The organism is Kitasatospora sp. NPDC059646 (genome assembly GCF_042734615.1).
In the GTDB taxonomy this organism is placed as follows: Bacteria; Actinomycetota; Actinomycetes; order Streptomycetales; family Streptomycetaceae; genus Kitasatospora.
Window position 1 is genome coordinate 14,353 of sequence record NZ_JBHWDS010000042.1, and the last position, 25,806, is coordinate 40,158.

Below are 25,806 nucleotides of genomic sequence, written 5' to 3' on the forward strand. Positions count from 1 at the left end.
GTACGGGGGGATGACCGGTTACCGACCCCACAATAGGCACGAAACGTGCAGGGCGCACAGGTTTCGCGGGATCTCGTGACGAGTTGGATGCTCTGAGTGACTCTTTTCTATCTATTCCCGATCAGAAGATCGCTCAACTCTTTTCGGCCGGGAAGTCCTGACGGAGTTTCGATCCGGCCGCTGCGCACGTAGCAGAACGACGCCGTGACCTGCTCCACCGGGACGCCGGTCTGCTCGGCCCAGGCGAGCCGGTAGACCGCGAGTTGCAGCGGGTCTCCGCTGTCCTCCCGGCCGGTCTTCCAGTCCACCACCTCGTAGCGCGGTGACCCTGCGCCACCGTCGGCGTCCCGGTAGACCGCATCGATCCGGCCGCGCACCACCCGTCCCGCCAGCACCAGTTGGAACGGCGCCTCGACCCGGTACGGGGTGCGGCCGGCGTACGGGCCGCGCAGGAACGCCTCCTTGAGGCGTTCCAGGTCGCGTTCGTCCTCGATCTCGTCGGCCTCCAGGCCGGGCAGCGCGTCCGGGCCGAGCAGCAGCGGCTGGTCGAACCGGGCCTGCACCCAGGCGTGGAAGCGGGTGCCGCGACGGGCGGCCGGCGCGGGCGGGCGGGGCATCGGGCGGGCCAGGTCGCGGGCGAAGCCGTCCGGGTCGGCGGCCAGCCGCATCAGCTCGGAGGCGGACAGCGACGCGGGCAGCTCGACCTCCCGAACGGTGCGCCGGGACCGCTCCAACTCGCCGAGCAGCGCCGTCAGGTCGCGGTCCCAGGAGGCCACCAGCCGCTGGTCCTCCACGCCCATCCGCTCCGGTTCGGCGGCGGGCGCACCGGCCAGCCGCCGGCGCACCACGTCCGCGACGCGCCGGCGGGCGTGCTGCGCGGACGGGTCCAGCGGAAGCGGCCAGGGCGTCTCCACGGACACGTCGAACGCGGGGTTCTGCGCGTCGTCCGCGGGCGCCTCCGCCCAGTGCTCGATCTCGCCGTTGCCGGGCCGCTCGCAGTGTGCGCGCAGCTTCAGCAGGAAGTCGGACGGGCCGCGCCGGCGCTTCTGCGAGGGCCCCCACCAGTGGCCGGAGGCCAGCAGCAGCGACCGCGGGCGGGTGAACGCGACGTAGCCGAGCCGCAGTTCCTCCACCTCGGCGTGGTGGGCCATCTCCTTCTTGAACAGACCCATGCCCTTGGCGGTCCACGCCGGGTCGGCGGGCAGCGTGGCGGCGTCGCCGCGCAGCGCGTGCGGCAGCACCTTGCGGGTGGACGTCCAGCGCTCCCGGCCCTGCCCGGACGGGAAGGCGCCCTTGACCAGCCCGGGGACGGCCACCACGTCCCACTCCAGGCCCTTGGACTTGTGCGCGGTGAGCACCTTGACGGTGTCCTCGCCGCCGGGCAGTCCGGCGTCCAGGCCGCGCTCGTACTCCTGGGCGGCCCGCAGGAAGGCCAGGAAGGCGGCCAGGCCCGGGTCGCCGTCCAGGTCGGCGAAGGACGCGGCGATGTCCAGGAAGGAGTGCAGGGTCTCCCGGCGGCGGGCGGCCAGCGCCAGCGGGGAGGCGGAGAGTTCGACCTCCAGGCCGGTGACGGACAGCACCCGGTGCAGGACGTCCATCAGCGGCTCGGCCAGTACCCGGCGCAGGTCGCGGATCTCCCGCGCGAAACGGGCGAAGCGCACCCGGGCCTCCGGGGAGAACGGCAGCTCGTCGGGCTGCTCGGCGTCCACGAAGGTCTCCAGCGCGTCGGCCAGCGAGACCACCTCGGTGGGGTCGGTCTCGGCGACGGCGGCGGCCAGCGGGTCCTGGTCGCCGGGCCCGGCGGTGCGCACCAGGTCGGCGGCGCGGCGGCCGAGCAGCGCCAGGTCGCGCGGGCCGATCCGCCAGCGCGGGCCGATCAGCAGGCGGACCAGGGCGGCGTTCGCGGTCGGGTCCTGGAGGACCTCGCAGACCGCCACCAGGTCGGCCACCTCGGGGAGTTGCAGCAGCCCGCCGAGGCCGACCACCTCGACCGGGACGCTCCGCGCGACCAGCGCCGCGTGGATGTCGGGGAAGGCGGTGCCGGCCCGGCAGAGCACGGCGATCCGGCCGGGCGCGGTGCCGGTGCGCACCAGGTGGGCGATCGAGTCGGCCAGCCAGTCGACCTCCTCGCTGTGGGTGGGCAGCAGCGCGGTGCGCACGAACCCGTCGAGCTCGGCGCCGGGGGCGGGCCGCAGCGCCTCCACGCCCTCGTGCATGTCCCGCAGCGGGGCGGCGAGTTCGTTGGCGAAGGCGAGCAGCCGGCCGCCGCTGCGGCGGTTCTCGCTGAGCGCGAAGCGGTGCGCGGGGCTGCCGTCGGCCTGCGGGAAGTGGTGCGGGAAGTCGTCCAGGTTGGCGACCGAGGCGCCGCGCCAGCCGTAGATCGCCTGGCAGGGGTCGCCGACCGCGGTGACCGGGTGCCCGCCGCCCGCGGGGCCGCCGAACAGGCCGGCCAGCATGAGGCGTTGGGCGACCGAGGTGTCCTGGTACTCGTCGAGCAGCACCACCCGGTACTGCTCGCGCAGCAGCCGGCCGACCTCGGGGCGCTGCTGGGCGAGCCGGGCGGAGGCGGCGATCTGGTCGCCGAAGTCGAGCAGGCCGAGCTGCTGCTTGCGGGCCCGGTAGTCCTCGACCAGGTGCAGCAGTTCCTGCCGGCCGCGGGCGGCCCTGGGGACGGCCCGCAGGTCCTCGTTGGTGAGCTTGACGCCGGCCAGGGTGTCGAGCAGCTCCTCGTCCCAGGCCCGGAGTTGCCCAGGTTCGACCAGGTGTTCGGCGAGTTCGGAGTCCAGCGCGATCAGTTCGGCGACCAGCGCGGAGAACGTGCCGGTGAGCGCCGGGTAGGGGCCGCGGGCCTGGCGCAGCACCCGGGCGGCCAGCTGGAAGCGGGTGGCGTCGGCGAGCAGCCGGACGTCCGGTTCGATGCCCAGGCGCAGGCCGTGCTCCTTCAGCAGGGTGCCGGCGAAGGCGTGGTAGGTGGAGATCTGCGGGTCGCCGAGCGCGTCGTCCTCGCGGACGCCGGCCCGCAGCAGCGAGGCGCGGACGCGTTCGGCGAGCTCGCCGGCGGCCTTGTTGGTGAAGGTCAGGCCGAGCACCTGCTCGGGGCGGACGGCGCCGGAGCCGACCAGCCAGACCACCCGGGCGGCCATCACGGTGGTCTTGCCCGAGCCCGCGCCGGCCACGATCACGCCGGGTGCCATGGGTGCGCCGATGGCCGCCAACTGCTCGTCGTTGAACGGGATCCCGAGGAGTTCGCGGAGCTCGGCCGGATGCTGCAGCAGCGGCTCAGTCGACGACATGCCGGCCGTCCCGCTGCGCGGAGCAGCTGCCGCGGAACGCGCACCGGCCGCAGCGCTCGCCGGCGGTGGGGGTGAACTTCTCGGCGAGCACCCGGCCCGCGGTGTCGGCGAGCAGGTTCTCGATCCACGGGTCGCCGTCGGGCGGCAGCTGCTGCTGCACCTTGGGGGCCTCCGGGTCGCCCTTGGCGGGCTCCCGCAGGTGGACGAGTTCGGCGCCGCCGGGGGTGGCGCCGTGCTCGAAGCCGGGCAGTCCGTCGAGCGCGCCGCCGCGCACCGCCAACTGGTAGACGGCGAGCTGGCGGTGTTCCGGCAGCGACTTGTCGGTCGGGATCTGCTTGCCGGTCTTGAAGTCGACCACGTAGGCGCGGCCGACCTCGTCGGTCTCCACCCGGTCCATCGAGCCGCGGATGCGCACCGCGACGCCGCCGACGTCCAGGGTGAGGTCGAAGCCGTGCTCGGTGGCGACGACGGTGCGGTCGCGTTCCAGCACGTGCCAGCGCAGGAAGCGCTCCAGGGCGGCGCGGGCCTCGGTCTTCTCCTGCTGGGACTTCCACGGCGCGTCGAAGGCGAGGGCGTCCCACACCGTGTCCAGGCGCTCCATCAGGACGGCCAGGTCGGCGGGGGTGCGACCGGAGCCGACCTCGTCGGCGAGGGCGTGCACCACGTTGCCGAAGCCCTGCGCGGCGGAGGCGGTGCGGCCCGCCTTCACGTCCTTCTCCAGGAACCACTGGAGCGCGCAGGACTCCAGCTGCTCCAGGCCGCTGCCGGACAGCCGGACCGGCAGCCCGTCCTCGCGCAGCGGCTGCGGGGCGGCGGTGGCGTCCACCAGGCCCCACCACTGGTCGGGGTGGGCGGCGGGGACGAGCGGGCGGCCCTCCTCGTCGAGCGCGGCGGCCAGGGTGGCCAGGCGTTCGGCGGCGGCCCGGCGCAGCTGCGGCGAGCGGGCGGGGTCGACGGTGACGGCGCGCAGCTCGGCGACCAGCGCGGACACCGCGAGCGGGCGGCGCGGGCGGGAGGTGACGTCGGCGACCTTCACCTGCGGGACGCGTTCCAGCACCCGGCCGGTGCGCGGGTCGACGGTCTCCCGGTACAGCTCGCGCAGGAACCGGGAGGGTTCGTCGCCGTCCTCGGCGGGGGCCTTGACGGCGGTGACCACCAGGCGCTCCTTGGCGCGGGTGGCGGCGACGTAGAACAGCCGGCGCTCCTCGGCGAGCAGCGCCGCGGCGGACAGCGGTTCGGCGAGGCCGTCGCGGCCGATCCGGTCGGCCTCCAGCAGCGAGCCGCGGCGGCGCAGGTCGGGCCACAGGCCCTCCTGGACGCCGGCGACGACGACCAGGCGCCACTCCAGGCCCTTGGAGCGGTGCGCGGTCATCAGCCGGACCGCGTCGGGGCGCACGGCGCGCACGTGCAGGGTGTCGGCGGCGATGTCCTGGGCCTCGACCTCGGCGATCAGGTCGAGCGCGCCCCGGTGGCCGGAGACGCGTTCCTCGGCGCGGGCGGCGGTCTCGAACAGGGCGCACAGCGCGTCCAGGTCGCGGTCGGCGTTGCGGCCGGCCGTGCCGCCGCGGAGCGCGGCCCGCTCCAGGCGTTCGCGCCAGCGGCGGGAGCCGTCCCACAGCTCCCACAGCCCGTCCTCGCCGGAGCCGCCGCCGGCCAGCAGTTCGCGGACCTTGCGCAGCAGCACGCCGAGCTCGTAGGCGCGCCGGGCGTAGGGGGCGTCCAGCAGGGCGAGCAGCTCGGGGTGCTCCAGGGCTTCGCGGACGAGTTCCTCGGCCGGGCGGACCACGCCGGCCACGCCGTCCTCGGCGAGCGCCCGGCGCTCCTCCTCGCGCAGGGTGCGGCCGAGCCGGCGCAGGTCGGAGCCGTCCAGGGCGGCGAGCGGGCCGGTGAGCAGGGTGTGCGCGAGGTCGGCGGTGAGCGCGCCCTCGCCCTCGGCGCACACCCGCAGCGCCAGCAGCAGCGGGGCGACGGCGGTCTCCTCGCGCAGCGGCAGGTCGTCGCCGTCGATCTCCAGCGGCACGCCGGCGGCGGCCAGCGCGCGGCGGACGCCCGGTATCGACCGGGAGCCGGCCCGCACCAGCACCGCCATCTCGCCCCAGGGGACGCCGTCCTCCAGGTGGGCGCGGCGCAGCAGGTCGGCGATCGAGTCGAGTTCGGCGCCGGGCGTCGGGTAGGTGTACACCTCGACCGCGCCGCCCTCGCGGGAGGGCAGCAGGGCGCGGTGCGCGGCGAGCTTGTCGGCGGGCAGCCGGCCCATCGGCATCCGGCGGGCGAGCTCCCGGGTGGCGGCGAGCAGCACCGCGCCGGAGCGCCGGGACACCCGCAGCACCTTGACCTCGGCGGGCCGCCCGTCGGCCCGCCGGAAGGCGTCGGGGAACTCCAGGATGCCGTTCACGTCGGCGCCGCGGAACGCGTAGATCGACTGGTCGGGGTCGCCGACCGCGACCAGGTCCCGGCCGCCGCCGGCCAGCCGCCGGAGCAGCCGGACCTGGGCGGGGTCGGTGTCCTGGTACTCGTCGACGAACACCACGTCGTAGCGGGCGCGCAGCTGTGCGGCGACGTCCTCGCGTTCGGCGAGCAGCACGGCCCGGTGGACGAGCTCGGCGTAGTCGAGGACGCCGCGCAGGTCGAGCACGTCCAGGTACTCGGCGAGGAAGTGCGCGGCGGCGGCCCAGTCGGGGCGCCGGACGCCCTCCGCGAAGCGCAGCAGCTCCTCCTCGCCGAGGCCGAGCTCGCGGCTGCGGGCGAGCACGGCGCGGACCTCGTCGGCGAAGCCGCGGGTGGTCAGACAGGCCCGCAGGTCGAGCGGCCAGCGGATGGTGGCGGTGCCCGCCCGGGCGTCCTCGGCGCCGCCGGCGAGCAGTTCGCGGACCATCACGTCCTGCTCGGGGCCGGACAGCAGCCGCAGCGGCTCGGCGTACTCCTCGGCCGGCTGGTGGGCGCGCAGCAGGGCGTAGCAGAACGAGTGGAAGGTGGTGGCCTGCGGGGCGGTGGCGCCGATCCGGGCGGTCATCCGGTCGCGCAGCTCCATCGCGGCCTTGCGGCTGAAGGTGAGCACCAGCACGCGGTCGGGCGCGGTGCCGTCGGCGATCCGCCGGGCGACCGCCTCGACCAGCGTGGTGGTCTTGCCGGTCCCCGGCCCGGCGAGCACCAGCAGCGGCCCCGACGCGTGCTCGACCACCGCCCGCTGGAAGTCGTCCAGCACGGGCGGGTCGGGCTGCGCGAGGGGGCTGCGCACCAGGCGGAACGGTGAGGTCACTGCGGTCCAGGGTCGTACGGCGGTTCAGCGGCGGGCGGCGTTCAGGGGGTGGCCCGCCGCATCGAGCCTACGATCCTGCACCCACAGACCCCTCCGGCGCACCTTCCCCGGTCAGGGCGTCCCGTCCCACCGCGCGGCGCGCAGGTCGACCCTCGGCTCGCCGGAGACGGTGCGCAGCGGGGTGCCCTCGGTGCGGTACTCGGGCAGCGCGCGGTGCTCGTGGCCGGGCAGCGGCCGCCCGTCCGCGCGGACCACCCGCCACCAGGGCACCGCGCCGCCGTACAGTGCCATCACGCGGCCGACCTGGCGGGGGCCGCCGCGGCCCAGGTACTCGGCGACGTCGCCGTAGGTCATCACGCGGCCGGGCGGGATCCGCTCGGTGAGGTCGAGCACCGCCTCCGCGTAGGGCGGGATCTCGGGCACGTCCTGCGGCTCGGTCATCCGCCGCATTCTTCCCCATCCGGTCGATTTCCCGCACCCCGTGAGGGCGATGCGGCGCGCGGGATTGCCGCCCCTGGACCGCACCGGGGTTCCGGGCATGGCAGCATCTTCGGGGCAGTGCGACACACGAGGAACAAGACAGATGACCGGGACGGCTGAATTGAACGTGGACGAGGGCTCCGGGGAGTCCGCCACCGACGGTTCCGCCCCGCGGGGCGAGGACGCCCCGCCGGTCGACCTGCGCCACCGGGCGCGGGACGCGCACCACACGGGGGAGGACGCGGTGGCCGCTCAGCTGCCGCCGGACGACGGTGCGGACCGTCCGGACACACCGGACCGTCCACCGGAGCGGCCGGACCAGCACACCGCCGGGCAGCCGGCCGACGAGGAGCACGCCGAGGAGCCCCCGGAGGAGCACCCGGAGGAGCACCCGGAGGAGCCGGCCGGCGAGTACCTGGCCGTCGACGAGCCGCTGCTGGCGCCCCGCGCCCACCGGCCCTCGGACCTGCTGCGCTTCCTCGCCGGGCTGCTCGGCATCGTCGCGGTGTTCGTGCTGGCGCAGGTGGCGGTCTCCACCACCAGCGGCATCGAGAGCGACATCACGATCAATGCCAAGCGCATCCCCGACCTGCTGTCCACCATCTCCGCGCTGGTCTCCTCGGTCGCGGTGCTGGCGGTGCCGCTGGCGTTCGCGGTCGAGCGGCTGATCAAACGCGACGGCCTGCGGGTCGCCGACGGCGTGCTCGCCTCGGTCCTCGCCTACGGCGTCTCGCTGGGCGTCGACTGGTGGGTCGCGGCCAGCGCGCCGGAGGAGATCCGCAACGCGCTCACCCAGTTCGGGCCGGGCACCGGCGAGACCCTCACCGACCCGGTGCACGGCTACCTCGCCCCGGTGATCGCCTACATGACGGCCGTCGGCATGTCGAGCCGGCCGCGCTGGCGGGTCGCCCTGTGGATAGTGGTGATCCTCTCCGGCACGACGGAGCTGATCAACGGCTACACCACCCCGCTGTCGCTGCTGCTCACCGTGCTGATCGGCTGGTCGGTGGCGTACGGCACGCTGTACGCGATCGGCTCGCCGAACATCCGGCCGACCGGGCAGCACCTGATGATCGGCCTGCGCAAGGTCGGCTTCACCCCGTCCGCCGCGCACATCGCCCCCGAGGGCCCCGGCGGCACCCGCCGCTACCTGGTCGTCCAGCAGCACGGGCCGCTGCTGGACGTGCACATCATCGACCGCGAGCAGCAGGCCTCCGGCTTCTTCTACCGGGCCTGGCGGCGGCTGCGGCTGCGCTCGGTCGCGGTGCGCCGCAGCCCGCAGTCGCTGCGCCAGGCACTGGAGCAGGAGGCGCTGATCGCCTACGCGGCGGCCGCCTCCGGGGCCCGCGCCCCGCAACTGGTCGCCACCTCCGAGCTGGGCCCGGACGCGGCGATCCTGGTCTACGAGAACGTGGCCGGCCGCACCCTGGACGAACTCGCCGACGAGGAGGTCACCGACGCGGTGATGGCCTCGTTCTGGACGTCCGTGGCCACCCTGCACGAACGCCGGATCGCGCACCGCCGGCTCACCGGCGAGTCCCTGCTGGTGGTGGACGAGCGCACCGGCTGCCTGATCAACCTGTCCGGCGGCGACATCGCGGCCGGCGACCTGACGCTGCGCATCGACGTCGCCCAGCTGCTCACCACCTTCGCGCTGCGCACCGGGCCGGAGCGGGCGGTGGCCGCCGCCACCGGCGTGCTCGGCCCGGCCCGGATCGCCGAGGCGCTGCCGCTGCTGCAGCCGGTCGGCCTGAGCCGGCAGACCCGCGGCGACCTGCAGCGGATGACCAAGGAGCGGAAGGCCGCCGCGAAGGCGCTGGCGCTCAAGCAGGTCGCGTCCGGCGAGCGCACCCAGCAGCAGGCCGAGGAGGACATCGCGCAGGCCAACGAGGACCTGCTGGCCAAGCTGCGCGGGCAGATCCTGCAGATCGCGCCCGAGGCGCCGCTGGCCCCGGCCAAGCTGGAGCGGCTCAAGCCGAAGACGCTGATCATGCTGGTGGCGCTGACCTTCGCCGCCTACCTGGCGCTGACCACGATCCGGCCGGACCAGTTCAAGGTCTCCCAGATGAACTGGGCCTGGGCGGCGGCCGCGCTGGCCGCCGCGGCCGGCTCGTACGTGGCGGCGGCGATGAGCCTGACCGGCTTCGTGCCGGAGAAGCTGCCGTTCGGCCGGACGGTCGCCGCGCAGGTCGCCGGGTCGTTCGTGAAGCTGGTCGCCCCCGCGGCGGTCGGCGGCATCGCCCTGAACACCCGCTACCTGCAGAAGGCCGGGATCCGGCCGGTGCAGGCCGCCGCGTCGGTGGGCGCCTCGCAGCTGGCCGGCCTGGGCGGGCACCTGCTGCTGCTGTTCGCCTTCGGCCTGATCACCGGCACCCAGACCAACGGGGACCTGGGCGCGTCCCGGGCGGTGATCATCGGGGTGCTGTCCGCCGCGGTGCTGGCCCTGGTGGTGGCCGCGGTCGCCCCGCTGCGCCGGTTCGTGGTGACCCGGGTCCGCTCGCTGCTGTTCGGCGTGATCCCGCGGATGCTCGACCTGATGCAGACCCCGCGCAAGCTGGTCACCGGCTTCGGCGGCATCCTGCTGCTGACGCTGTCCTTCACCGCCTGCCTGGACGCCTCGGTGCAGGCCTTCGGCGGCGGCGGGCACGTCACGTACGCGGCCGTCGCCGTGGTGTTCCTCACCGCGAACGCGGCCGGCTCGGCGATCCCCACCCCGGGCGGCATCGGCCCGGTCGAGATCGCCCTGATCGGCGCCCTGACCGCGGCCGGGGTCCCGCTCACCGCGGCCACCCCGGCGGTGTTCCTCTACCGCCTGCTGACCTTCTGGCTGCCGGTCGTCCCGGGCTGGATCGCCTACAACGTCCTCCAGCGCAAGGACGCGCTCTAGGCCTGCCCGGGGTGCGCGGCGGCGATCCCGGCGAGCATGTCCTCCCACGGGGTCGGCGCCAGGCCGAAGGTCTCGCGGGTGGCGGTGTCGTCGAGGACGAACGGGCGCTCGAACTGGTAGGCCGTCTCGCGGGCGGCGCGGATCGTCGGGTTGGCCAGGCCGAGCAGGGCGAGCACCGGACGCGGGATGCCGGTGACCTTCGCGGCGGGCCGCCCGGCGGCGGCGCACAGCTCGGCGACCACCTGCCGCTGGCTGCGCGGCGGGTTGCTCGGCACGTGCCAGGCCCGGCCCCAGGCGCGCTCGTCGATGCCGACGACGGCCAGCAGGCGGGCGACGTCCTGCGGGGCCGTCCAGCTGTGCGGGGCGTCCGGGTCGCCGATGACCTGGACGGTGCGGCCGGCCAGGGCGCGGGAGAACGCCCGGTCGTCCAGCATGCCGACGGCGTTCGGCGCCAGGTAGTCGGAGCCGCGCACCTCGGTGGCGCGCACCCGCCCGGCTTCGTGCGCGGCCAGCGCGTCGCGCCACATCGCGGCACGGACCTCGCCCTTGGCGGAGACCGGCCGCAGCGGCGTGTCGGGGCTCATCGGCCCGTCCACCGCGCCGTAGCCGTACAGGTTGGAGACGGTGGCCAGCACCGCGCCGCTGTGCTCGGCGGCGGCGAGCAGCGCGGCGGCCAGCGGCGGCCAGGCCTCGGGCCAGCGGTGGTACTGCGGGTTGGCGCAGTTGTAGAGCACCTCGGCGCCCTCGGCGGCGGCGGCGAGGGCCTGGGCGTCCGACGCGTCCAACCGGAGGCGCTGCACGCCGTCCAGCGGGGCGGCGGAGGCGGCGGTGCGGGTGACCACCACGACCTGTTCGCCGCGCTCGGCGAGCAGCCGGGCGGTGGCCGATCCGACCGGCCCGGCGCCGACCACCACGTGCTTGCCCATCGGACTCCCCCGTCCCTGTCGAACGCGTGCGCCACGGCCGGCGCAGCTGTGCTGTTCCGCACCCATGGTCACGCAAAACCGCCCGACCGGGGGAATTCCCCTGGTCGGGCGGTTCGCTGAGGCTCCGTCAGTGCGGGGCGCCGGTCAGTAGACGGGCTTCTCGGGCTCGATCTGGTTGACCCAGCCGATCACGCCGCCGCCCAGGTGCACGGCGTCGGCGAAGCCGGCCGACTTCAGCACGGCGAGCACCTCGGCGGAGCGGACGCCGGTCTTGCAGTGCAGCACGATCCGCTTGTCCTGCGGCAGGTCCTGCAGGGCGTTGCCCATCAGGAACTCGTTCTTCGGGATCAGACGGGCGCCCGGGATGTTGACGATCTCGTACTCGTTGATCTCGCGGACGTCGATGATGTCGATGTCCTCGCCGTTGTCGATCCACTCCTTGAGCTGCTTGGAGGTGATCGTGGAGCCGAGGGCGGCGGCCGAGGCCTCCTCCGAGACGACGCCGCAGAACGACTCGTAGTCGATCAGTTCGGTGACCGTCGGGTTCTCGCCGCACACCGCGCAGTTCGGGTCCTTGCGGACCTTGACCGAGCGGTACTGCATCTCCAGGGCGTCGTAGATCATCAGTCGGCCGACCAGCGGCTCGCCGATGCCGGCCAGCAGCTTGATCGCCTCGTTGACCTGGATCGAGCCGATCGACGCGCACAGCACGCCGAGCACGCCGCCCTCGGCGCAGGACGGGACCATGCCCGGCGGCGGGGCCTCCGGGTAGAGGCAGCGGTAGCACGGGCCGTGCTCGGCCCAGAACACGCTGGCCTGGCCGTCGAAGCGGTAGATGGAGCCCCAGACGTACGGCTTGCCGAGCAGCACCGCGGCGTCGTTCACCAGGTACCGGGTGGCGAAGTTGTCGGTGCCGTCGACGATCAGGTCGTAGCCGGAGAAGATCTCCATCACGTTGTCGTTGTCGAGGCGCTCCTCGTGCAGCACCACCTCGACCAGCGGGTTGATCTCCTTGACCGAGTCGCGCGCGGACTCGGCCTTGGAACGGCCGATGTCGGACTGGCCGTGGATGATCTGGCGCTGCAGGTTCGACTCGTCGACGGTGTCGAACTCGACGATGCCGAGGGTGCCGACACCGGCGGCGGCCATGTACATCAGAGCCGGCGACCCGAGGCCGCCGGCGCCGACGCAGAGCACCTTGGCGTTCTTCAGCCGCTTCTGCCCGTCCATGCCCACGTCGGGGATGATCAGGTGGCGGGAGTACCGGCGGACCTCTTCGACGGTGAGCTCGGCGGCGGGCTCGACCAGGGGTGGCAGCGACACGGGGACTCCGATGGTCGTCAGTTTCTCGTTCGACTACGCCAACAGTGTCACGTGCCGGGGGTATTCCAAGACAGCAGGTCCACTTGCTGAGATGCCCGGCACCGGATGGCGAGACTTCGCAGCCCGCCCCGAACCCCCTGGTCAGCCCGGGCCGGACGGGATCACACCCGGCAGGCGGTCTCCAGCCAGACGTCCCCGAGCGACTCCTCCAGCGGCACCTGTGTCCGCCATCCGAGACGGTCGCGGGCGGTCCGGACGTCCGCCTGCCGCCACTGCACCGGCTCGGGCGCCTGCCGGGCCTCGATCCCCCGGGCGCCCTCCCCGAGCCCCTGCTGGGCGGGCAGCACCACCTGCCGGGCGTCCTCGCCGATCGTCCCCTCGAAGCCGGACGCCCGGACCAGCAGGTGGGCCGCCTCCCGGGCCCGGACGGCGTGGCCGCTGCCGATGTTGATCACGCCGGTGGCCGCGGACACCGCCGCCGCCTGGATCGCCCGCGCCACGTCCCGGACGTCCACGAAGTCCCGGTAGCCGGACAGGTCCGGCATCCGGACCTGGTCCTCGTCCTGCTCCAGCGCCCGCCGCAGGCCCTCGGCGAGCCGCCCGAACAGCGAGGCCGTCGGCGCGCCGGGCCCGACCACGTCGAACACCCGCAGCACCAGCGCGTCCAGGCCGGAGGCCAGCACCAGCTCGGTGCCGGCCAGCTTCGACACCCCGTACGGCCCGACCGGGCGCGGCTCCGCGCTCTCCGGGATCGGCCCGCCCGGCTGGGCCGGTCCGTACTCGGCGGCCGATCCGACGTGCACCAGCCGGGCCGGCTCGCGGCTGCGCCGGATCGCCTCGCAGACCGTCGCCACCGCGAGCGTGTTCGCCCGGATCAGCGCCCGCGAGGTGCCGTAGGTGGCCCCCGCGCAGTTGATCACCACCTGCGGGGCGACCGCGTCCAGGAAGCGGGCCAGCGCGCCCGGACTGCCCGCGGCCAGGTCGAACCGGATGTCGGCGGAGTCGCCCCGGCCCAGCACGGTCACCTGGAGCCCGTCCTCCGCCAGCAGCCGGTCGGCGACCCGCCGGCCGATGAACCCGTCGGCTCCCAGCAGCAACACCCTCATCGGGTCCGAGTCCTTCCATCAGGCCCGGCCGCACCGGCCGGGCAACGAGATCCGATCGACACGTCAGGGCGGCCGGGCGCGTACCCGGCCGGCCGGATGCTCAGCGGCCAGGCGCGCCCGGCCAGCAGCACCGCCGGCCCGAGCGCGGCGGCCAGCAGCGGGCCCGGCGGCGGCGCGCCGAGCCAGTGCGCCGGGCCGGGCAGCGACAGCACGGCCGCACCGGCCGCGGCGGTCAGCACCGCGGCCGCCGCCGTGCCGGGCCGCCCGGCGTCGCGCACCGCACCGGCCAGCAGCGGCAGCACGCCGCAGACCAGCAGCGCGGCGAGCACGGTGCCGTCGCCGTCCCGGACCGCGAGGCGGCCGAGCGCGGCGAGCAGCGCCAGCTGGGCCAGCACGGCCAGCGGCAGGGCGGGCCGCAGCCGGGCGCGGAACTCCCGGAGCGTGGCGGCCGGGCGCTGCCGCCGGCCGAACTCGCGCAGCCGGGCCGCGCCCCAGCCGGCGCTCGCGCCGCCGAGGGCGGCGGCGAGGGCGGCGCGGGGGGCGGCGGCGCAGAGCAGCGCGAGCAGCAGTCCGCCGCCGGCGCCCTGGCCGAGCGCCGTCCACCGGCCGGACCACCATGCGGACGGGCCGCGCCCGGCGGCGACCGGGCCGTCGAGCAGCCCGTCGTCGGGCTGCCACCCGGCGACCGCCGCCGGTGCGGGCCCGCCGCCGTCCCGGTCGGCGGTCAGCGCCTGCGCGCCCGCACCGGCCAGGACGGCCAGCGCGGCGCCGGCCGGTCCGCCGAGTGCGGCGGCCGGCAGCAGCGGCAGCAGGTGGGCGACGGCGCCGCACAGCGCGGCGGCGGCCGGCCGGCGCGCGGGCGGGGCGTCCGGCAGCGGTTCGGGGGCGGGCGGGCGGCGGGGCACGCGGGCGTACAGCTCCTCGGCGAGGCCGAACACGTCGGCGTGCCGGTAGCGGGCGGCGCCGTCGGCGGCCAGGCCGGAGTCCTCCAGGGCGGCGGCGATCTCCAGCGGGTGGACCGCCCGCTCGCACAGTTCGCGGTTGGCGTCGAGGAGTTCGCGGACCGGGTCGGCCGGGGGCGGCGGGGTCACACCGCCTCCGCGAGGGCGGGCCCGGCGACGGGTTCGGCGGCGGGCGGCGGGGCCTCGCCGCCGGCCACCCAGTACTCGGCGGGGCGGGTGAACGGCCGGGCGGGGGTGCCGGGGCGGGCCGGGAAGGCCGGGTAGCGGGAGACCAGCTCGAGGTAGATCTCGCGGAACGCGCCGACCACCGGTTCCACGGCGAAGCGTTCCTGCGCCCGCAGCCGGCCGGCCAGGCCGAGCCGGGAGCGGCGCTCGTGGTCGCGCAGCAGCGCCAGGCAGGCCCCGGCGAGGGCGCGCGGGCTGCGCGGCGGCACCAGCAGTCCGGTGGGGCCGAGCACCTCGCGGGCCACGCCGACCTCGGTAGCGACCACGGCGCGGCCGCTGAGCATGGCGTCGGCGAGCAGTCGGGGGCTGCGCTGGGCGAGCGCGCTGAACACCACGGCGCTGCCGGCCTCCCAGGCCGCCGCCAGGCTGTCCGGCCGGCCGGCGAACTCGACGGCGGCGGCGATGCCGAGCCGTTCGGCGATCGCCTCGCAGTGCGCCAGGTAGCCGGGTGCACCCTCCTCGCCGTACACGGTCAGCCGGGCGTCGGGCAGTTCGGCGCGGACCTGCGCGAAGGCGTGCAGCATCAGTTCGGGGTCGCGTCCGGGCTCCAGCGCGCCGGCCCAGACCAGGGTGGGCGCCGCGGGTTCGGCCCCGGCGGCGGCCCGCGCGGTGGCGGGGGTGCCCTCGTGGACGATCCGGGTGCGGGCCGGGTCGCCGCCGCACCGCTGCTGCCACTGCCGGTCGTAGGCGCTGCCGGGGGTGAGTATCGCGGCCTGCCGGTAGGTCTCCTCGGTGAGCTGCCGGAAGAACGACAGCAGCAGCGCCCGGACCGGCCACCGGTAGGGGGCGGTGCGGTAGCCGCGGTACTGCTCGCGCAGGTGCAGGCCGTGCTCGGTGACCACGAACGGGACGCCGTGCAGTTCGCGGGCGACCAGTGCGGGCAGCGCGGCCGGCCCGCCGCCGACCACGTGGCAGAGGTCGGCGCCGCCGAGCCCGGCCGGGCCGGTGCCGTACCAGGGCGCGGAGAGCGGCCGCAGGCACTGTTCCAGCAGGTCGGCGGCGACCAGCACGTCGCAGACCTGCGGCTGGCCGGCCGCGGTGTCGGCGCCGGGGGTCCGCCAGATCCGCTCCAGCGCGCGGTGCGCGTGGCCGGAGGCGAGGAACGCGGGCAGCGCGTCGTCGTCCCGGCCGAGCGCGGCCAGCCGGTACAGCGCGGGCCCGAAGCCGTCCCGTTCGCCGGGCAGCACCAGGGCGCGGACCAGGTCCTCGTAGGCCTTCAGGTAGGACCGCCGGCGCAGCGGGGCGGGACCGCGGCCGGCGGGGCGGCGGCCCCACATGGGCAGTTCGTGGACGCCGTGCAGGCCGCGCACCCCGGTGGGCGGGGCGGGCCGGTCGGCGGGCAGCAGCCGGTAGAGGCGGAACTCGTGCTCGGGCAGGCCGTCGACCAGTCGGCCGCACCAGCCTCCTTCGCCACGCTGTGCACCGGCCTGGGTGCCCTCGGTGAGCAGAGCGATGCGCACGACGCCTCCTGAGCAAGAGCTTTCGACGGGATTCCGGCCCTACGACCAGGGGAGTGCGTCCGTGCTCGGCGGCCGTTCGGCCGGTGTCCGCTCCCCGCGTCCGCCGCCCTCGCCGCCGTGCCCCCCACACCTGTTCGGTCCGACAACACGACGGTAGAGCGCCGGGCCGGACCCCCTAGGGGCCCGGCCCGGCTTGCCACCTGATCGAGTGAACGGCCGTGACCTCGGGTGTCTCCGCCGCGTTTTCGCCGCTCCCGCCCGGCGCCCGCCTCAGCGCGCGGCGCCCGCCTCGGCGAGCAGTTCGCGGACCGCGCGGGCGACCGGCTCGGGGTGCTCCAGCATCGCCACGTGCCCGGAGTCGGGGAGCACCAGCAGCCGGGCGTCGCGGAACGCGGCGCAGGCCCGCCGGGCGGAGCGGTAGGAGACCAGCTTGTCCTTCAGCCCGTACACCAGCAGCACCGGCACCTCGACCTGCCGGGCCTGCCGCCACAGCGACTGCTCGCCGCGCTCGGTGTAGGCGCTCACGATGCCGCGCGCGGACCCGGCCAGCGCGTGGAGCGAGTACGGGAGCGCGGAGCGGCGCCGGTACTCGGCGACGGCGCGGGCCCGGCGGTGCGCGGGGATGCCCTCGGGGTCGCCGTAGACCAGCCGCAGCAGGTCGGCGGTGGCGCTCTCCGGGTCGGCGCCGGCGCCGCGGCGGCGGATCAGTTCGACGACGCCGGGGACGGCGAGCAGCCCGGTCGGCCAGGCGGTGCGCTGCGGGGGAAGTTCGGGCAGGGCCGGGGAGATCAGGGTGAGGCTGCGCACCAGGTCGGGGCGGAGCGCGGCGAGCCGGACGGAGACCGCGCCGCCGAGCGAGTTGCCGAACAGGTGGACCGGCCCGCGGCCGGTCTCCTCCAGGTACCCGATGACCGCGCGGACGTGGCCGGAGAGGCTCAGGTTGCCGTCCAGCGGCGGCGCGGACCAGCCGAAGCCGGGCAGGTCGACGGTCTCGCCGTCGACGTCGTCGCCCAGCTGTTCCAGCAGCTCCAGCCAGTTGTCGCCGGAGCCGCCGAGGCCGTGGACGAACAGGGCGGGCGGCAGTCCGTCGCGGGGTTCGCGGTGGCGGCTGACGGCCAGGGCCGCTCCGGGCACCTCCACGGTGCGGTAGGGCTCCAGGGCGGGGAGAGGGTGCTGGGCGGCGCTCATGGAGCACGATGGTAGTGAGGACGGCCCGCCGCCGGTGCGGTTGCACCCCGGCCGGTTTCCGGTTCGGGTCCGCCCCCAGGCCTGTTCCGGGCCCGTCCCGGCCTGTGGACAGTCCAGGTCCGAACCGTATTGTGGGGTCCCGACAAGGGCGGTTGTGCGCTTTACTCGGCTTCACCCGCGCACGAGCGGGTTACCGAAAAGTAGAATCAATCACCTTGCCAGCCCATCGCAGACCGTGAAGTGAGGAGCGCCGTGACGGCCATCCAGGAGGCGCAGGAGCGCCCGCGCGGTGCCCGCCTGCCGCGAAGCGCCCGCCGTGAACAACTGCTCGGAGCCGCCCAGGAGGTGTTCGTCGCCCAGGGCTACCACGCGGCCGCCATGGACGACATCGCCGAGCGGGCCGGCGTCAGCAAGCCGGTGCTCTACCAGCACTTCCCGGGGAAGCTGGAGCTCTACCTCGCGCTGCTGGACAAGCACTGCGACGCCCTGGTGGACGGCACCCGGGCCGCGCTGGAGGCGACCAACGACAACAAGCAGCGCGTCGCCGCGACCATGGAGGCGTACTTCCACTACGTCTCCAGCAAGTCGGGCGCGTTCCGCCTGGTCTTCGAGTCGGACCTGACCAACGAGCCGGCCGTGCGCGAGCGGGTCGAGCGGGCCACCGACCTGAGCGCCACCCTGGTCTCCAAGGTGATCGCCGAGGACACCGACCTGCCGGAGGCGGAGGCCAAGCTGCTCGCGGTGGGCGTCTGCGGCCTGGCCCAGATCACCGCCCGGTACTGGCTGTCCCAGGAGTCCGAGGTCCCGCGCGACGAGGCGGTCCGACTGGTCGCCAGCCTGGCCTGGCGCGGCCTGAAGGGCTTCCCGATGCACCCGACCCAGGAGGGCTCCGGCGCCGCCGGCGAGTGACCGCCGATTCGGCCCTGAGCGGACCGGGCCCGGACCTTCGCCGTCCGGCCGGGTTACTGCCTTAAGGTGATGCCCGTACGGCGCACCGTCCGCGAACTGCGGCCGGGCGTGCGGCCAGCTACCGGAGGGACGGAAGCCGTGGAGGTCAAGATCGGCGTGCAGAACGCGAACCGGGAGATCGTCCTGGAGAGCGCGCAATCTGCCGAAGAGGTCGCGGACGCGGTCGCCAAGGCGCTGGACGGCACCTCGAAGCTGTTCACGCTGTCCGACGAGCACGGCCGCAAGGTGCTGGTCCCGGCGGACCGGCTCGCGTACGTCGAGATCGGTGAGCCGTCCGTCCGCAAGGTCGGTTTCGGCACGCTCTGAGCCCGCGTCACGGCGCCCCGTTCCCCCGCCCGGGGGGACGGGGCGCCGTGCTGTGCGTACCGGCGGGCCGGGGCGGGTAGGCGGTGGGTGCCGCAGCGCCGCACAACCCCGGGAGGCAGCCGTGTGGGAGACGATCGCGTTCGTCATGATCGGTCTCGCCGTCGGGTTCGGCGCCCTGCTGGCCCGCCCGGAGCTGTACCCGCGGCCGCGCGCCCTGGCGGTCGGCACCGCGCTGGTGTCCGCCGTGCTCGCCGGGAAGCTCACCCACTACGTGATGGACGGGCACGCGCCGGCGGTGCAGCTGGCGGTGTCCGGCGTGGTGGCGGTCCTGCTGGTGTCGGTGCCGGCCCGGCCGGACCTCTCGCCCCGCCGGCGCGGCGGCCGTCACCGCCACGCCTGACGCCGCCGCGGCCGTCCGGGAGGAGCCGTCTCAGGAGGCCAGGCCGAGCGCCGCCATCCGCTTGGTGTGGGCCTCGGTGATCCGGTTGAACATCTTGCCGACCTCGACCAGGTCGAAGCCGCGCACCTGCGCGCCGCCGACCAGCAGGTTGGACAGCGCGTCCCGCTCGGCGACGACCCGCTGCGCCTGGCTGAGCGCCTCGCCCATCAGCCGGCGGCCCCACAGCGCGAGCCGGCCGCCGACCCGCGGGTCGTCCTCGATCGCCTGCCGCACCCGCTCCACCGCGAACTCGCCGTGCCCGGTGTCGGCCATCACCCGCAGCACCAGGTCCCGGGTGTCGTCGTCCAGCCGGACCGCCACCTCGCGGTAGAAGTCGGTGGCGATGGCGTCGCCGACGTACGCCTTGACCAGGCCCTCCAGCCAGTCGGCCGGGGCGGTCATCCGGTGGAAGGCCTCCAGCGGCTCGACGAACGGCTCCATCACGGCGACCGGGTCGGCGCCCACCTCGGCCAGCCGGTCGTGCAGCAGCTGGTAGTGCTGGAACTCGGCGGAGGCCATCCGGGCCAGCGCGGCCTTCTCCTCGATGCCGGGCGCGAACTTGGCGTCCTCGGCGAGCCGCTCGAAGGCGCTCAGCTCGCCGTAGGCGAGCGCGCCCAGCAGGTCGAGCACCGCCGCGCGGTACTGCGGATCGGCGGCCCGGGCCGACCAGGGCCCGATCGAGTCGGTGATCCCGTCACCGGGTTCCTGAGTCTCCATGGCACCTGACCTTAGTGGTCCCGGGAGGTGCCGGAACGGTCGCGGGCGGTCCCGCCACCCCGGCGCGGCCGGTCGGAGTATTCGCCGTCACGTGTTCGAGTCGTCGCTTGACTGTATGGTAGGTAGCGAGGCCAGGTGTGAACCCGCGCGGCCCGTCCGCTTCGTCGGCAGGCCGCGCAGTCGTACCCGGTGGCGTTCCGCCCCCGGTGCACCGCACCCGGCGCTCACGTACGCGGATGCCCGGTCGGAGACCCGATCGGCTCCGACCTGGCCCGAGCCTCGGGCCCAGGCACCGCATCAGGCCGAGCGAGGGCCGCCGCGGACCGCGCCTCTACGCGCCGGGCCGCACGACCCCGTAGAACGGGACGCCCTCCCCCGCGCCGCCCGCCCGACGCGCCCCTCACCGGGCAGCGCGGGCACGGCAGGACGCGCTCGAACTCGGCCCCTCCACACGGAAGAGGCAGCACCCTGTCCACCACCGCCGAACCCATCAAGACGACGTTCCGGGAACTCGGGATCCTCCCGGAGACCGCCGAGGCCCTGGAGGCCGTCGGCATCGTCCACCCCTTCCCCATCCAGGAGATGACCCTGCCGGTCGCGCTGACCGGCCACGACGTCATCGGCCAGGCCAAGACCGGCACCGGCAAGACCCTGGGCTTCGGCCTCCCGCTGATCGAGCGCGTCGTGGTCAAGGCCGACGTCGCCGCCGGCCGGGCCACCGCCGAGCAGCTCACCGACAGCCCGCAGGCGCTCATCGTGGTCCCCACCCGCGAGCTCTGCACCCAGGTCACCAACGACCTGCAGACCGCCGGCAAGGTCCGCAACGTCCGCGTGCTCGCCGTGTACGGCGGCCGCGCCTACGAGCCGCAGGTCGAGGCGCTGAAGAAGGGCGTCGACATCGTCGTCGGCACCCCCGGCCGCCTGCTCGACCTGGCCGGCCAGCGCAAGCTCGACCTGTCCAAGGTCCGCGCGCTGGTGCTGGACGAGGCCGACGAGATGCTCGACCTGGGCTTCCTGCCCGACGTCGAGAAGATCATCACGATGCTGCCCGCCAAGCGGCAGACCCTGCTCTTCTCCGCCACCATGCCCGGCCAGGTCATCTCGCTGGCCCGCCGGTACATGAGCCAGCCGACCCACATCCGGGCCGCCGCCCCGGACGACACCGGCACCACCGTCGCCAACATCGAGCAGCACATCTTCCGTGCGCACTCGCTCGACAAGGTCGAGATGGTCTCCCGGATCCTGCAGGCCGACGGCCGCGGACTCGCGATGATCTTCTGCCGCACCAAGCGCACCGCCGCCGACGTCGCCGACCAGCTCACCAAGCGCGGCTTCGCGGCCGGCGCGGTGCACGGCGACCTCGGCCAGGGCGCCCGCGAGCAGGCGCTGCGCGCCTTCCGCAACGGCAAGGTCGACGTCCTGGTCTGCACCGACGTCGCCGCCCGAGGCATCGACGTCGAGGGCGTCACGCACGTCATCAACTACCAGTGCACCGACGACGAGAAGACCTACCTGCACCGGATCGGCCGCACCGGCCGCGCCGGCGCCTCGGGCACCGCCGTCACCCTGGTCGACTGGGACGACATCCCGCGCTGGCAGCTCATCAACAAGGCGCTGGACCTGCCGTTCAACGACCCGGAGGAGACCTACTCGACCTCCCCGCACCTGTACGAGCTGCTCCGCATCGCGCCCGGCACCAAGGGCATCCTGCCCCGCTCCGAGCGCACCCGGGCCGGCCTGGCCGCCGAAGAGGTCGAGGACCTCGGCGAGACCGGCGGCCGCGGTCAGCGCGCGGGCCGCGGCGGTGCCGGTGCCCGCGGCGGCCGCGGCGGCGCCCCCGAGGCACCGGCTCCGGCCGAGCGTCCGCGCCGCAGCCGCGAGCGCCGCCGCACCCGTGGCGGCAGCACCGTCGCCGCCGGCGCCGAGACCACGGCGGCCCCCGCCGTTCCGGCCGCCGAGCAGCAGCCCGCCGCGACCGCCCCGTCCGAGGGCCGCAGCTCGCGCCGCCGCAGCCGCAACCGCCGCTCCTCCGCGGCGGCGCCCGCCGTGGTCGAGACGGCCGTGGTCGAGACGGCCGCGGCCCCGGTGGTCGAGGCCCCCGTGGTCGAGGCTCCGGCCGTCGTCGCGGAGCCGGCCGTCGAGGCGTCCGCCCGCGCCCCGCGCAAGCGGACCCGCAAGGCGGCCGCGCCGGCCGTGGAGACGGTCGCCGAGGTCGTGGTGGAGACCGCCGAGCCGGTGGTCGCCGAGGCCGCCGTCGAGGCGCCCGCCCGTACCCCGCGCAAGCGGACCCGCAAGGCGGCCGCGCCGGCCGTGGAGACGGTCGCCGAGGTCGTGGTGGAGACCGCCGAGCCGGTGGTCGAGGCCCCGGCGCCGCGCAAGCGCACCGTGAAGAAGGCCGTCGCTGCCGAGACCGCCGTGGTCGAGGAGGCCGCGCCGGCTCCGCGCAAGCGCGCCGCCAAGAAGGCCGTCGAGGCCCCGGCGGAGGAGGCCGCGGCCCCCGCGCCGCGCAAGCGGGCGACCAAGAAGGCCGCCGTCGCCGCCGAGGCCCCGGTGGCCGAGGACACCGCTCCGGCGCCCCGCAAGCGCGCCGCCAAGAAGGCCGCCGAGGCCCCGGCGGAGGAGATCCCGGCGCCGCGCAAGCGCACCGTGAAGAAGGCCGTCGCTGCTGAGACCGCCGTGGTCGAGGAGGCCGCGCCGGCCCCGCGCAAGCGCGCCGCCAAGAAGGCCGTCGAGGCCCCGGCGGAGGAGGCCGCGGCCCCCGCGCCGCGCAAGCGGGCGACCAAGAAGGCCGCCGCCGCCGCCGAGGCCCCGGTGGCCGAGGAGACCGCTCCGGCGCCCCGCAAGCGGGCGACGAAGAAGGCCGCCGCCCCGGTCGCGGCGGAGGAGATCCCGGCCCCGCGCCGGAGCCGCAAGACCGTGGAGCAGTAACCGCCACCGCCGCACCCGCCGGGGAGGGCCCGACCGCCACCAGGTCGGCCCTCCCCGGCGGCGTTTCCGCTGCTCCCCCGGTGGTGGCCGGTGCGGTGCTGCGTAGGGTGGCCCCGGGTTGTCGGGTGAGCTGCCGGGAGGCACGGAGACATGAGTACGCCGCCGTTCTTGAAGCTGCCGGGGTGCGTGCGGGCGGTCCGGGTGGCGGGGCTGGCCGCGCTGCGGGGGGAGCCGGCGGGGCCGGTCCGGGGGACGGCGCTGCTGGTGCCCGGGTTCACCGGGAGCAAGGAGGACTTCATCGCGCTGCTGGAGCCGCTGGCCGAGGCCGGGTTCCGGACGGTCGCGGTGGACCAGCGCGGCCAGTACGAGTCCGGCGGGTCCGCCGACCCGGAGGCGTACTCGGTGCGGGCACTGGGGGCGGACGTGCGGGCGCTGTCGGCGGAGCTGGCGGCGGCCGGCGGGCCGCTGCACCTGCTGGGGCACTCGTTCGGCGGCCAGGTGGTGCGGGAGGCGGTGCTGTCGGCGTCCGGGGACCTGCCGTGGGAGTCGCTGACGCTGATGTCGACGGGGCCGGGCGCGATCGACCCGGCGGAGGCGGCGCGCACGGGGCTGCTGCTGAGCGCGCTGGAGTCGATGGACCTGGAGTCGATCTGGCAGGTGATGCAGCAGATGGAGGGCGAGAGGGTGCCGCCGCTGCCGCCGGAGATCGCGGAGTTCCTGCACCGCCGGTGGGTGGCGAACGACCCGCGGGCGCTGAAGGCGATGGCCGCGCACCTGGTGGCGGCGCCGGACCGGGTGGACGAGCTGGCGGCGGCCGGTCTGCGCACCCTGGTGCTGTCCGGGGAGCGGGACTACGCGTGGCCGGTGCCGGAGCAGTCGCGGATGGCGGAGCGCCTGGGCGCGCTGCGGACGGTGGTGGCGGGCGCGGGTCATTCGCCGAACGCGGAGCGTCCGGCGGAGACGGCGGCGGCGCTGGCCGCGTTCTGGGCGGCGTAGCGGCGGGGCGGGTCGTTTTCCCGGCGGATCCCGGCCACCGGCAGGCTTCCTGACGGTCGATCAGAAGTCGGCCCCGGTTTTTGCGCGACAAGGATCGTTAGCTCGGGTAATATTTGACTCAGTCCGGAATCAGAACCCTGCGACGGCCGCACCCTCCTCCGGCCGCCGAAATGACGGATTTACCGGCGGGCAACCGCCGGGTAGCAGCGTCGCGGCACAGTGGGTCGTCGAGGCAGTGTCGCCTCGCTCCGGTGCCGCACGGTGAGTGCCGCTGAAGAAGTCCTGCTTGAGAGTGGGGGGAGCGACGGGTGACCGCACCTGCCGGACGTCCGACCCAGTCATCGTCGGCGGGCCATCGCGTGATGGCCGACCGCCGGCCGAGTCCGCCTCGTAGCCCGAGGACGGGAAGGGAGAGGCCCATGCGTTTCGAGATCCTGCGCCTGGATCACGCCGGAGCGGAGACCGATCGGCTGATCGCCGATGCGGAGACCGTCTCCGAGTACCTGAAGACCGCCGCGCAAACCGGCGAGCGCCTGTACATCCGGCCGTGCAAGGCCGTGTGACAGGACGCGGACGAGCCGCCGAGCCGTCCGACGTTCCGATACCCGGCTGACGCCCCGTCACCACAGGAGAACCCTGGGAGGACGGGGCGTCAGTGTGTTCGGGGGCCGCGACCTGCGGGGGTTTGACGCCGCGCCGACCGGGACATCAACCCTGCCGGACCCGGGCCGTCGCCGGGGCGGCTCGCGACGCACCACTTACGGGTGATCGTCCTTGACGCAGCACTCCGGAGGGAGGACCGTTGTCGCTTATGAGGGGCGAGCCAAGCTGTCCGAGGTGCGCCGGTCGGGTCCGCGCCCCCGGTCTCTTCTCCGACACCTGGCAGTGCGACCAGCACGGTGCGGTGCACCCGATGCAGCCGGTGCTGCCCCCCAGCGTCGAAGCGTTGAACGTCGCCGTGAACCGCTCCCAGGTGCCCGTCTGGATGCCCTGGCCGCTGCCGGTCGGCTGGCTGTTCACCGGGATCGCGCACGCCGGTGACGACCTGTCGGGCGCCCGGGCGACCGCCGTCGCCTGCTCCGGTCCGGCCCCGCTCGGCGGGTTCGGCGAACTGGTGCTGGTGGCCGAGGAGCTGGGCATCGGCCTGGGCGCCCGCTACGCGGGGCTGGACGGGCCCGACCCGGGCGACTCGGTGGCGCTGTACAAGCCCGCCGACGCGAAGCTGATGGCGGCGGGCCGGCCGACCCCGATGTTCCACGTGCCGGGCGCGCCGGACGACCGGGCGGTGTACGTCGGCGAGGCGCGCGGCCTGTGGCTGTGGGCGATCGCCTGGCCCGAGCAGTCGGCGTTGCTGATGCACGACGAGCTGGTGCTGACGGACCTGCGGGACGCGGGCGCCGAACTCGGCCTGCTGCCCTGCGGGGCGCTCACCCCCCGGCTTCTCGGCTGACCCGCTCCCGCGCACCGGGCGCCTCCCTATCCTGGGCGGCATGCGTATCGATCTGCACGCCCACAGCAATGCCTCGGACGGCACCGACTCCCCCGCCGAACTGGTCGCCAACGCGGTGGCCGCGGGGCTGGACGTGGTGGCGCTGACCGACCACGACACGGTCGCGGGGTACGGCGAGGCGACGGCCGCGCTGGCCGGGACGGGCCTGACCCTGGTGCCGGGCGCCGAACTGTCCTGCCGGGTGGGCGGGATCAGCATGCACCTGCTGGCGTACCTGTTCGACCCGGCGGAGCCGGAGTTCGCGGCCGAGCGGGAACTGGTGCGCACCGACCGGTTCCGGCGCGGGCGGGCGATCGTGGAGCGCTGCCGGGAGCTGGGCGCGCCGATCAGCTGGGAGCAGGTGGAGCGGATCGCCGGGGCCGGCTCGGTGGGCCGGCCGCACATCGCCTCCGCGCTGGTGGAGGCCGGCGTGGTGGCGACCGTCTCGGACGCGTTCACGCCCGAGTGGCTGGCCAACGGCGGGCGGGCGGACGTTCGCAAGCACGAGACCGACCCGGCGGTGGCGGTCCGGCTGGTGCGGGCGGCGGGCGGCGTGCCGGTGTTCGCGCACCCCGGGGCGGACAAGCGCGGCCGGACGGTGTCGGACCAGGTGATCGCCGACCTGGCGGCCGCCGGACTGGCCGGCCTGGAGGTCGACCACACCGACCACGACGAGGCGGCCCGGGCCCGACTGCGCGGCCTGGCGGGCGAGTTGGGGCTGCTGGTGACGGGCTCCAGCGACTACCACGGCAGCCGCAAGACCGTCCGGCTGGGCGAGTTCACCACCGATCCGGCGGTGTACGAGGCGCTGGTGGCGCAGGCGACCGGAGCGAAGCCGATCACCGGGTGACGT

Annotated in this window: 19 protein-coding genes; 9 read left to right on the top strand and 10 right to left on the bottom strand. The window is 75.3% G+C overall.

Annotated elements, in window-relative coordinates; genetic code table 11:
* Positions 1-107 precede the first annotated feature (107 nt).
* The 3 genes from ACFV1L_RS25925 to ACFV1L_RS25935 form a co-directional block, all read right to left on the bottom strand.
* On the bottom strand, positions 108-3,293 hold the full coding sequence (locus ACFV1L_RS25925; RefSeq protein WP_380369877.1) for a UvrD-helicase domain-containing protein: 3,186 nt from the start codon (positions 3,291-3,293) through the stop codon (positions 108-110).
* Positions 3,280-6,552, bottom strand: a complete 3,273-nt coding sequence (locus ACFV1L_RS25930) for an ATP-dependent helicase (RefSeq protein WP_380369880.1) — start codon at positions 6,550-6,552, stop codon at positions 3,280-3,282. The genes ACFV1L_RS25925 and ACFV1L_RS25930 overlap by 14 nt, the downstream gene beginning before the upstream one ends.
* 111 nt (positions 6,553-6,663) lie before the next feature.
* Positions 6,664-6,993, bottom strand: a complete 330-nt coding sequence (locus ACFV1L_RS25935; protein ID WP_380369883.1) for an MGMT family protein — start codon at positions 6,991-6,993, stop codon at positions 6,664-6,666.
* Between the two features lie 142 nt (positions 6,994-7,135).
* Between ACFV1L_RS25935 and ACFV1L_RS25940 the strand changes: the two genes are divergently transcribed.
* Complete coding sequence (locus tag ACFV1L_RS25940; protein WP_380369885.1) at positions 7,136-9,919, top strand: lysylphosphatidylglycerol synthase domain-containing protein; 2,784 nt, start codon at positions 7,136-7,138, stop codon at positions 9,917-9,919.
* Here ACFV1L_RS25940 and ACFV1L_RS25945 read toward each other — a convergent pair.
* The 6 genes from ACFV1L_RS25945 to ACFV1L_RS25970 all read right to left on the bottom strand — a co-directional run bounded on the left by ACFV1L_RS25945 (position 9,916) and on the right by ACFV1L_RS25970 (position 17,109).
* On the bottom strand, positions 9,916-10,845 hold the full coding sequence (locus ACFV1L_RS25945; RefSeq protein ID WP_380369888.1) for an NAD-dependent epimerase/dehydratase family protein: 930 nt from the start codon (positions 10,843-10,845) through the stop codon (positions 9,916-9,918). The two genes, ACFV1L_RS25940 and ACFV1L_RS25945, sit on opposite strands and share 4 nt — an antisense overlap.
* A 144-nt stretch (positions 10,846-10,989) precedes the next feature.
* Positions 10,990-12,168 carry an adenylyltransferase/sulfurtransferase MoeZ gene (gene moeZ, locus ACFV1L_RS25950; RefSeq protein ID WP_380369891.1) on the bottom strand — a complete coding sequence of 393 codons (1,179 nt, stop codon included), beginning with the start codon at positions 12,166-12,168 and terminating at the stop codon, positions 10,990-10,992.
* A gap of 161 nt (positions 12,169-12,329) precedes the next feature.
* Positions 12,330-13,274 carry an NAD-dependent epimerase/dehydratase family protein gene (locus tag ACFV1L_RS25955; RefSeq protein WP_380369893.1) on the bottom strand — a complete coding sequence of 315 codons (945 nt, stop codon included), beginning with the start codon at positions 13,272-13,274 and terminating at the stop codon, positions 12,330-12,332.
* The gene (locus ACFV1L_RS25960; protein ID WP_380369896.1) at positions 13,271-14,365 is read right to left on the bottom strand and encodes a hypothetical protein; all 1,095 of its coding nucleotides are present in this window, start codon (positions 14,363-14,365) and stop codon (positions 13,271-13,273) included. Before ACFV1L_RS25960 ends, ACFV1L_RS25955 begins: the two co-directional genes overlap by 4 nt.
* Entirely contained in the window at positions 14,362-15,921 is a 1,560-nt protein-coding gene (locus ACFV1L_RS25965) for a DUF3492 domain-containing protein (RefSeq protein ID WP_380369898.1), read from the bottom strand. Before ACFV1L_RS25965 ends, ACFV1L_RS25960 begins: the two co-directional genes overlap by 4 nt.
* 270 nt (positions 15,922-16,191) lie before the next feature.
* Positions 16,192-17,109 (bottom strand): alpha/beta fold hydrolase, encoded by a 918-nt coding sequence (locus ACFV1L_RS25970; protein ID WP_380369901.1) that lies wholly within the window; start codon positions 17,107-17,109, stop codon positions 16,192-16,194.
* A gap of 252 nt (positions 17,110-17,361) precedes the next feature.
* Between ACFV1L_RS25970 and ACFV1L_RS25975 the strand changes: the two genes are divergently transcribed.
* The 3 genes from ACFV1L_RS25975 to ACFV1L_RS25985 all read left to right on the top strand — a co-directional run bounded on the left by ACFV1L_RS25975 (position 17,362) and on the right by ACFV1L_RS25985 (position 18,784).
* Entirely contained in the window at positions 17,362-18,018 is a 657-nt protein-coding gene (locus ACFV1L_RS25975) for a TetR/AcrR family transcriptional regulator (protein ID WP_380369904.1), read from the top strand.
* Between the two features lie 138 nt (positions 18,019-18,156).
* Positions 18,157-18,384, top strand: a complete 228-nt coding sequence (locus ACFV1L_RS25980; protein ID WP_380369906.1) for a DUF3107 domain-containing protein — start codon at positions 18,157-18,159, stop codon at positions 18,382-18,384.
* Between the two features lie 121 nt (positions 18,385-18,505).
* The gene (locus ACFV1L_RS25985; protein WP_380369909.1) at positions 18,506-18,784 is read left to right on the top strand and encodes a hypothetical protein; all 279 of its coding nucleotides are present in this window, start codon (positions 18,506-18,508) and stop codon (positions 18,782-18,784) included.
* A 30-nt stretch (positions 18,785-18,814) separates the two neighbouring features.
* On the opposite strand, the gene ACFV1L_RS25990 is transcribed toward ACFV1L_RS25985, so the two are convergent.
* Positions 18,815-19,540 carry a ferritin-like fold-containing protein gene (locus tag ACFV1L_RS25990; RefSeq protein WP_380369912.1) on the bottom strand — a complete coding sequence of 242 codons (726 nt, stop codon included), beginning with the start codon at positions 19,538-19,540 and terminating at the stop codon, positions 18,815-18,817.
* A 582-nt stretch (positions 19,541-20,122) separates the two neighbouring features.
* On the opposite strand from ACFV1L_RS25990, the gene ACFV1L_RS25995 reads away from it, so the two are divergent.
* From ACFV1L_RS25995 to ACFV1L_RS26015, 5 genes are all read left to right on the top strand, one after another.
* Positions 20,123-22,468, top strand: a complete 2,346-nt coding sequence (locus ACFV1L_RS25995) for a DEAD/DEAH box helicase (RefSeq protein WP_380369915.1) — start codon at positions 20,123-20,125, stop codon at positions 22,466-22,468.
* A gap of 150 nt (positions 22,469-22,618) precedes the next feature.
* Positions 22,619-23,464, top strand: coding sequence for an alpha/beta fold hydrolase (locus tag ACFV1L_RS26000; protein WP_380369917.1), 846 nt, complete (start codon positions 22,619-22,621; stop codon positions 23,462-23,464).
* A 419-nt stretch (positions 23,465-23,883) separates the two neighbouring features.
* Complete coding sequence (locus ACFV1L_RS26005) at positions 23,884-24,027, top strand: hypothetical protein (protein WP_167574101.1); 144 nt, start codon at positions 23,884-23,886, stop codon at positions 24,025-24,027.
* Between the two features lie 248 nt (positions 24,028-24,275).
* Complete coding sequence (locus ACFV1L_RS26010) at positions 24,276-24,914, top strand: DUF6758 family protein (protein WP_380369920.1); 639 nt, start codon at positions 24,276-24,278, stop codon at positions 24,912-24,914.
* Between the two features lie 40 nt (positions 24,915-24,954).
* Positions 24,955-25,803 (top strand): PHP domain-containing protein, encoded by an 849-nt coding sequence (locus tag ACFV1L_RS26015; RefSeq protein ID WP_380369923.1) that lies wholly within the window; start codon positions 24,955-24,957, stop codon positions 25,801-25,803.
* Positions 25,804-25,806 lie beyond the last annotated feature (3 nt).

What these genes read in the sequence shown, in the direction of transcription:
- ACFV1L_RS25940 (WP_380369885.1), top strand. Translation starts at nt 7,136, where the DNA reads ATGACCGGGACGGCTGAATTGAACGTGGACGAGGGCTCCGGGGAGTCC.
- ACFV1L_RS26015 (WP_380369923.1), top strand. Translation starts at nt 24,955, where the DNA reads ATGCGTATCGATCTGCACGCCCACAGCAATGCCTCGGACGGCACCGAC.
- ACFV1L_RS26000 (WP_380369917.1), top strand. Translation starts at nt 22,619, where the DNA reads ATGAGTACGCCGCCGTTCTTGAAGCTGCCGGGGTGCGTGCGGGCGGTC.
- ACFV1L_RS25995 (WP_380369915.1), top strand. Translation starts at nt 20,123, where the DNA reads ATGACCCTGCCGGTCGCGCTGACCGGCCACGACGTCATCGGCCAGGCC.
- ACFV1L_RS25970 (WP_380369901.1), bottom strand. Translation starts at nt 17,109, where the DNA reads ATGAGCGCCGCCCAGCACCCTCTCCCCGCCCTGGAGCCCTACCGCACC.
- ACFV1L_RS25990 (WP_380369912.1), bottom strand. Translation starts at nt 19,540, where the DNA reads ATGGAGACTCAGGAACCCGGTGACGGGATCACCGACTCGATCGGGCCC.
- ACFV1L_RS25935 (WP_380369883.1), bottom strand. Translation starts at nt 6,993, where the DNA reads ATGACCGAGCCGCAGGACGTGCCCGAGATCCCGCCCTACGCGGAGGCG.
- ACFV1L_RS25945 (WP_380369888.1), bottom strand. Translation starts at nt 10,845, where the DNA reads ATGGGCAAGCACGTGGTGGTCGGCGCCGGGCCGGTCGGATCGGCCACC.
- ACFV1L_RS26005 (WP_167574101.1), top strand. Translation starts at nt 23,884, where the DNA reads ATGCGTTTCGAGATCCTGCGCCTGGATCACGCCGGAGCGGAGACCGAT.
- ACFV1L_RS26010 (WP_380369920.1), top strand. Translation starts at nt 24,276, where the DNA reads ATGAGGGGCGAGCCAAGCTGTCCGAGGTGCGCCGGTCGGGTCCGCGCC.
- ACFV1L_RS25955 (WP_380369893.1), bottom strand. Translation starts at nt 13,274, where the DNA reads ATGAGGGTGTTGCTGCTGGGAGCCGACGGGTTCATCGGCCGGCGGGTC.
- ACFV1L_RS25925 (WP_380369877.1), bottom strand. Translation starts at nt 3,293, where the DNA reads ATGTCGTCGACTGAGCCGCTGCTGCAGCATCCGGCCGAGCTCCGCGAA.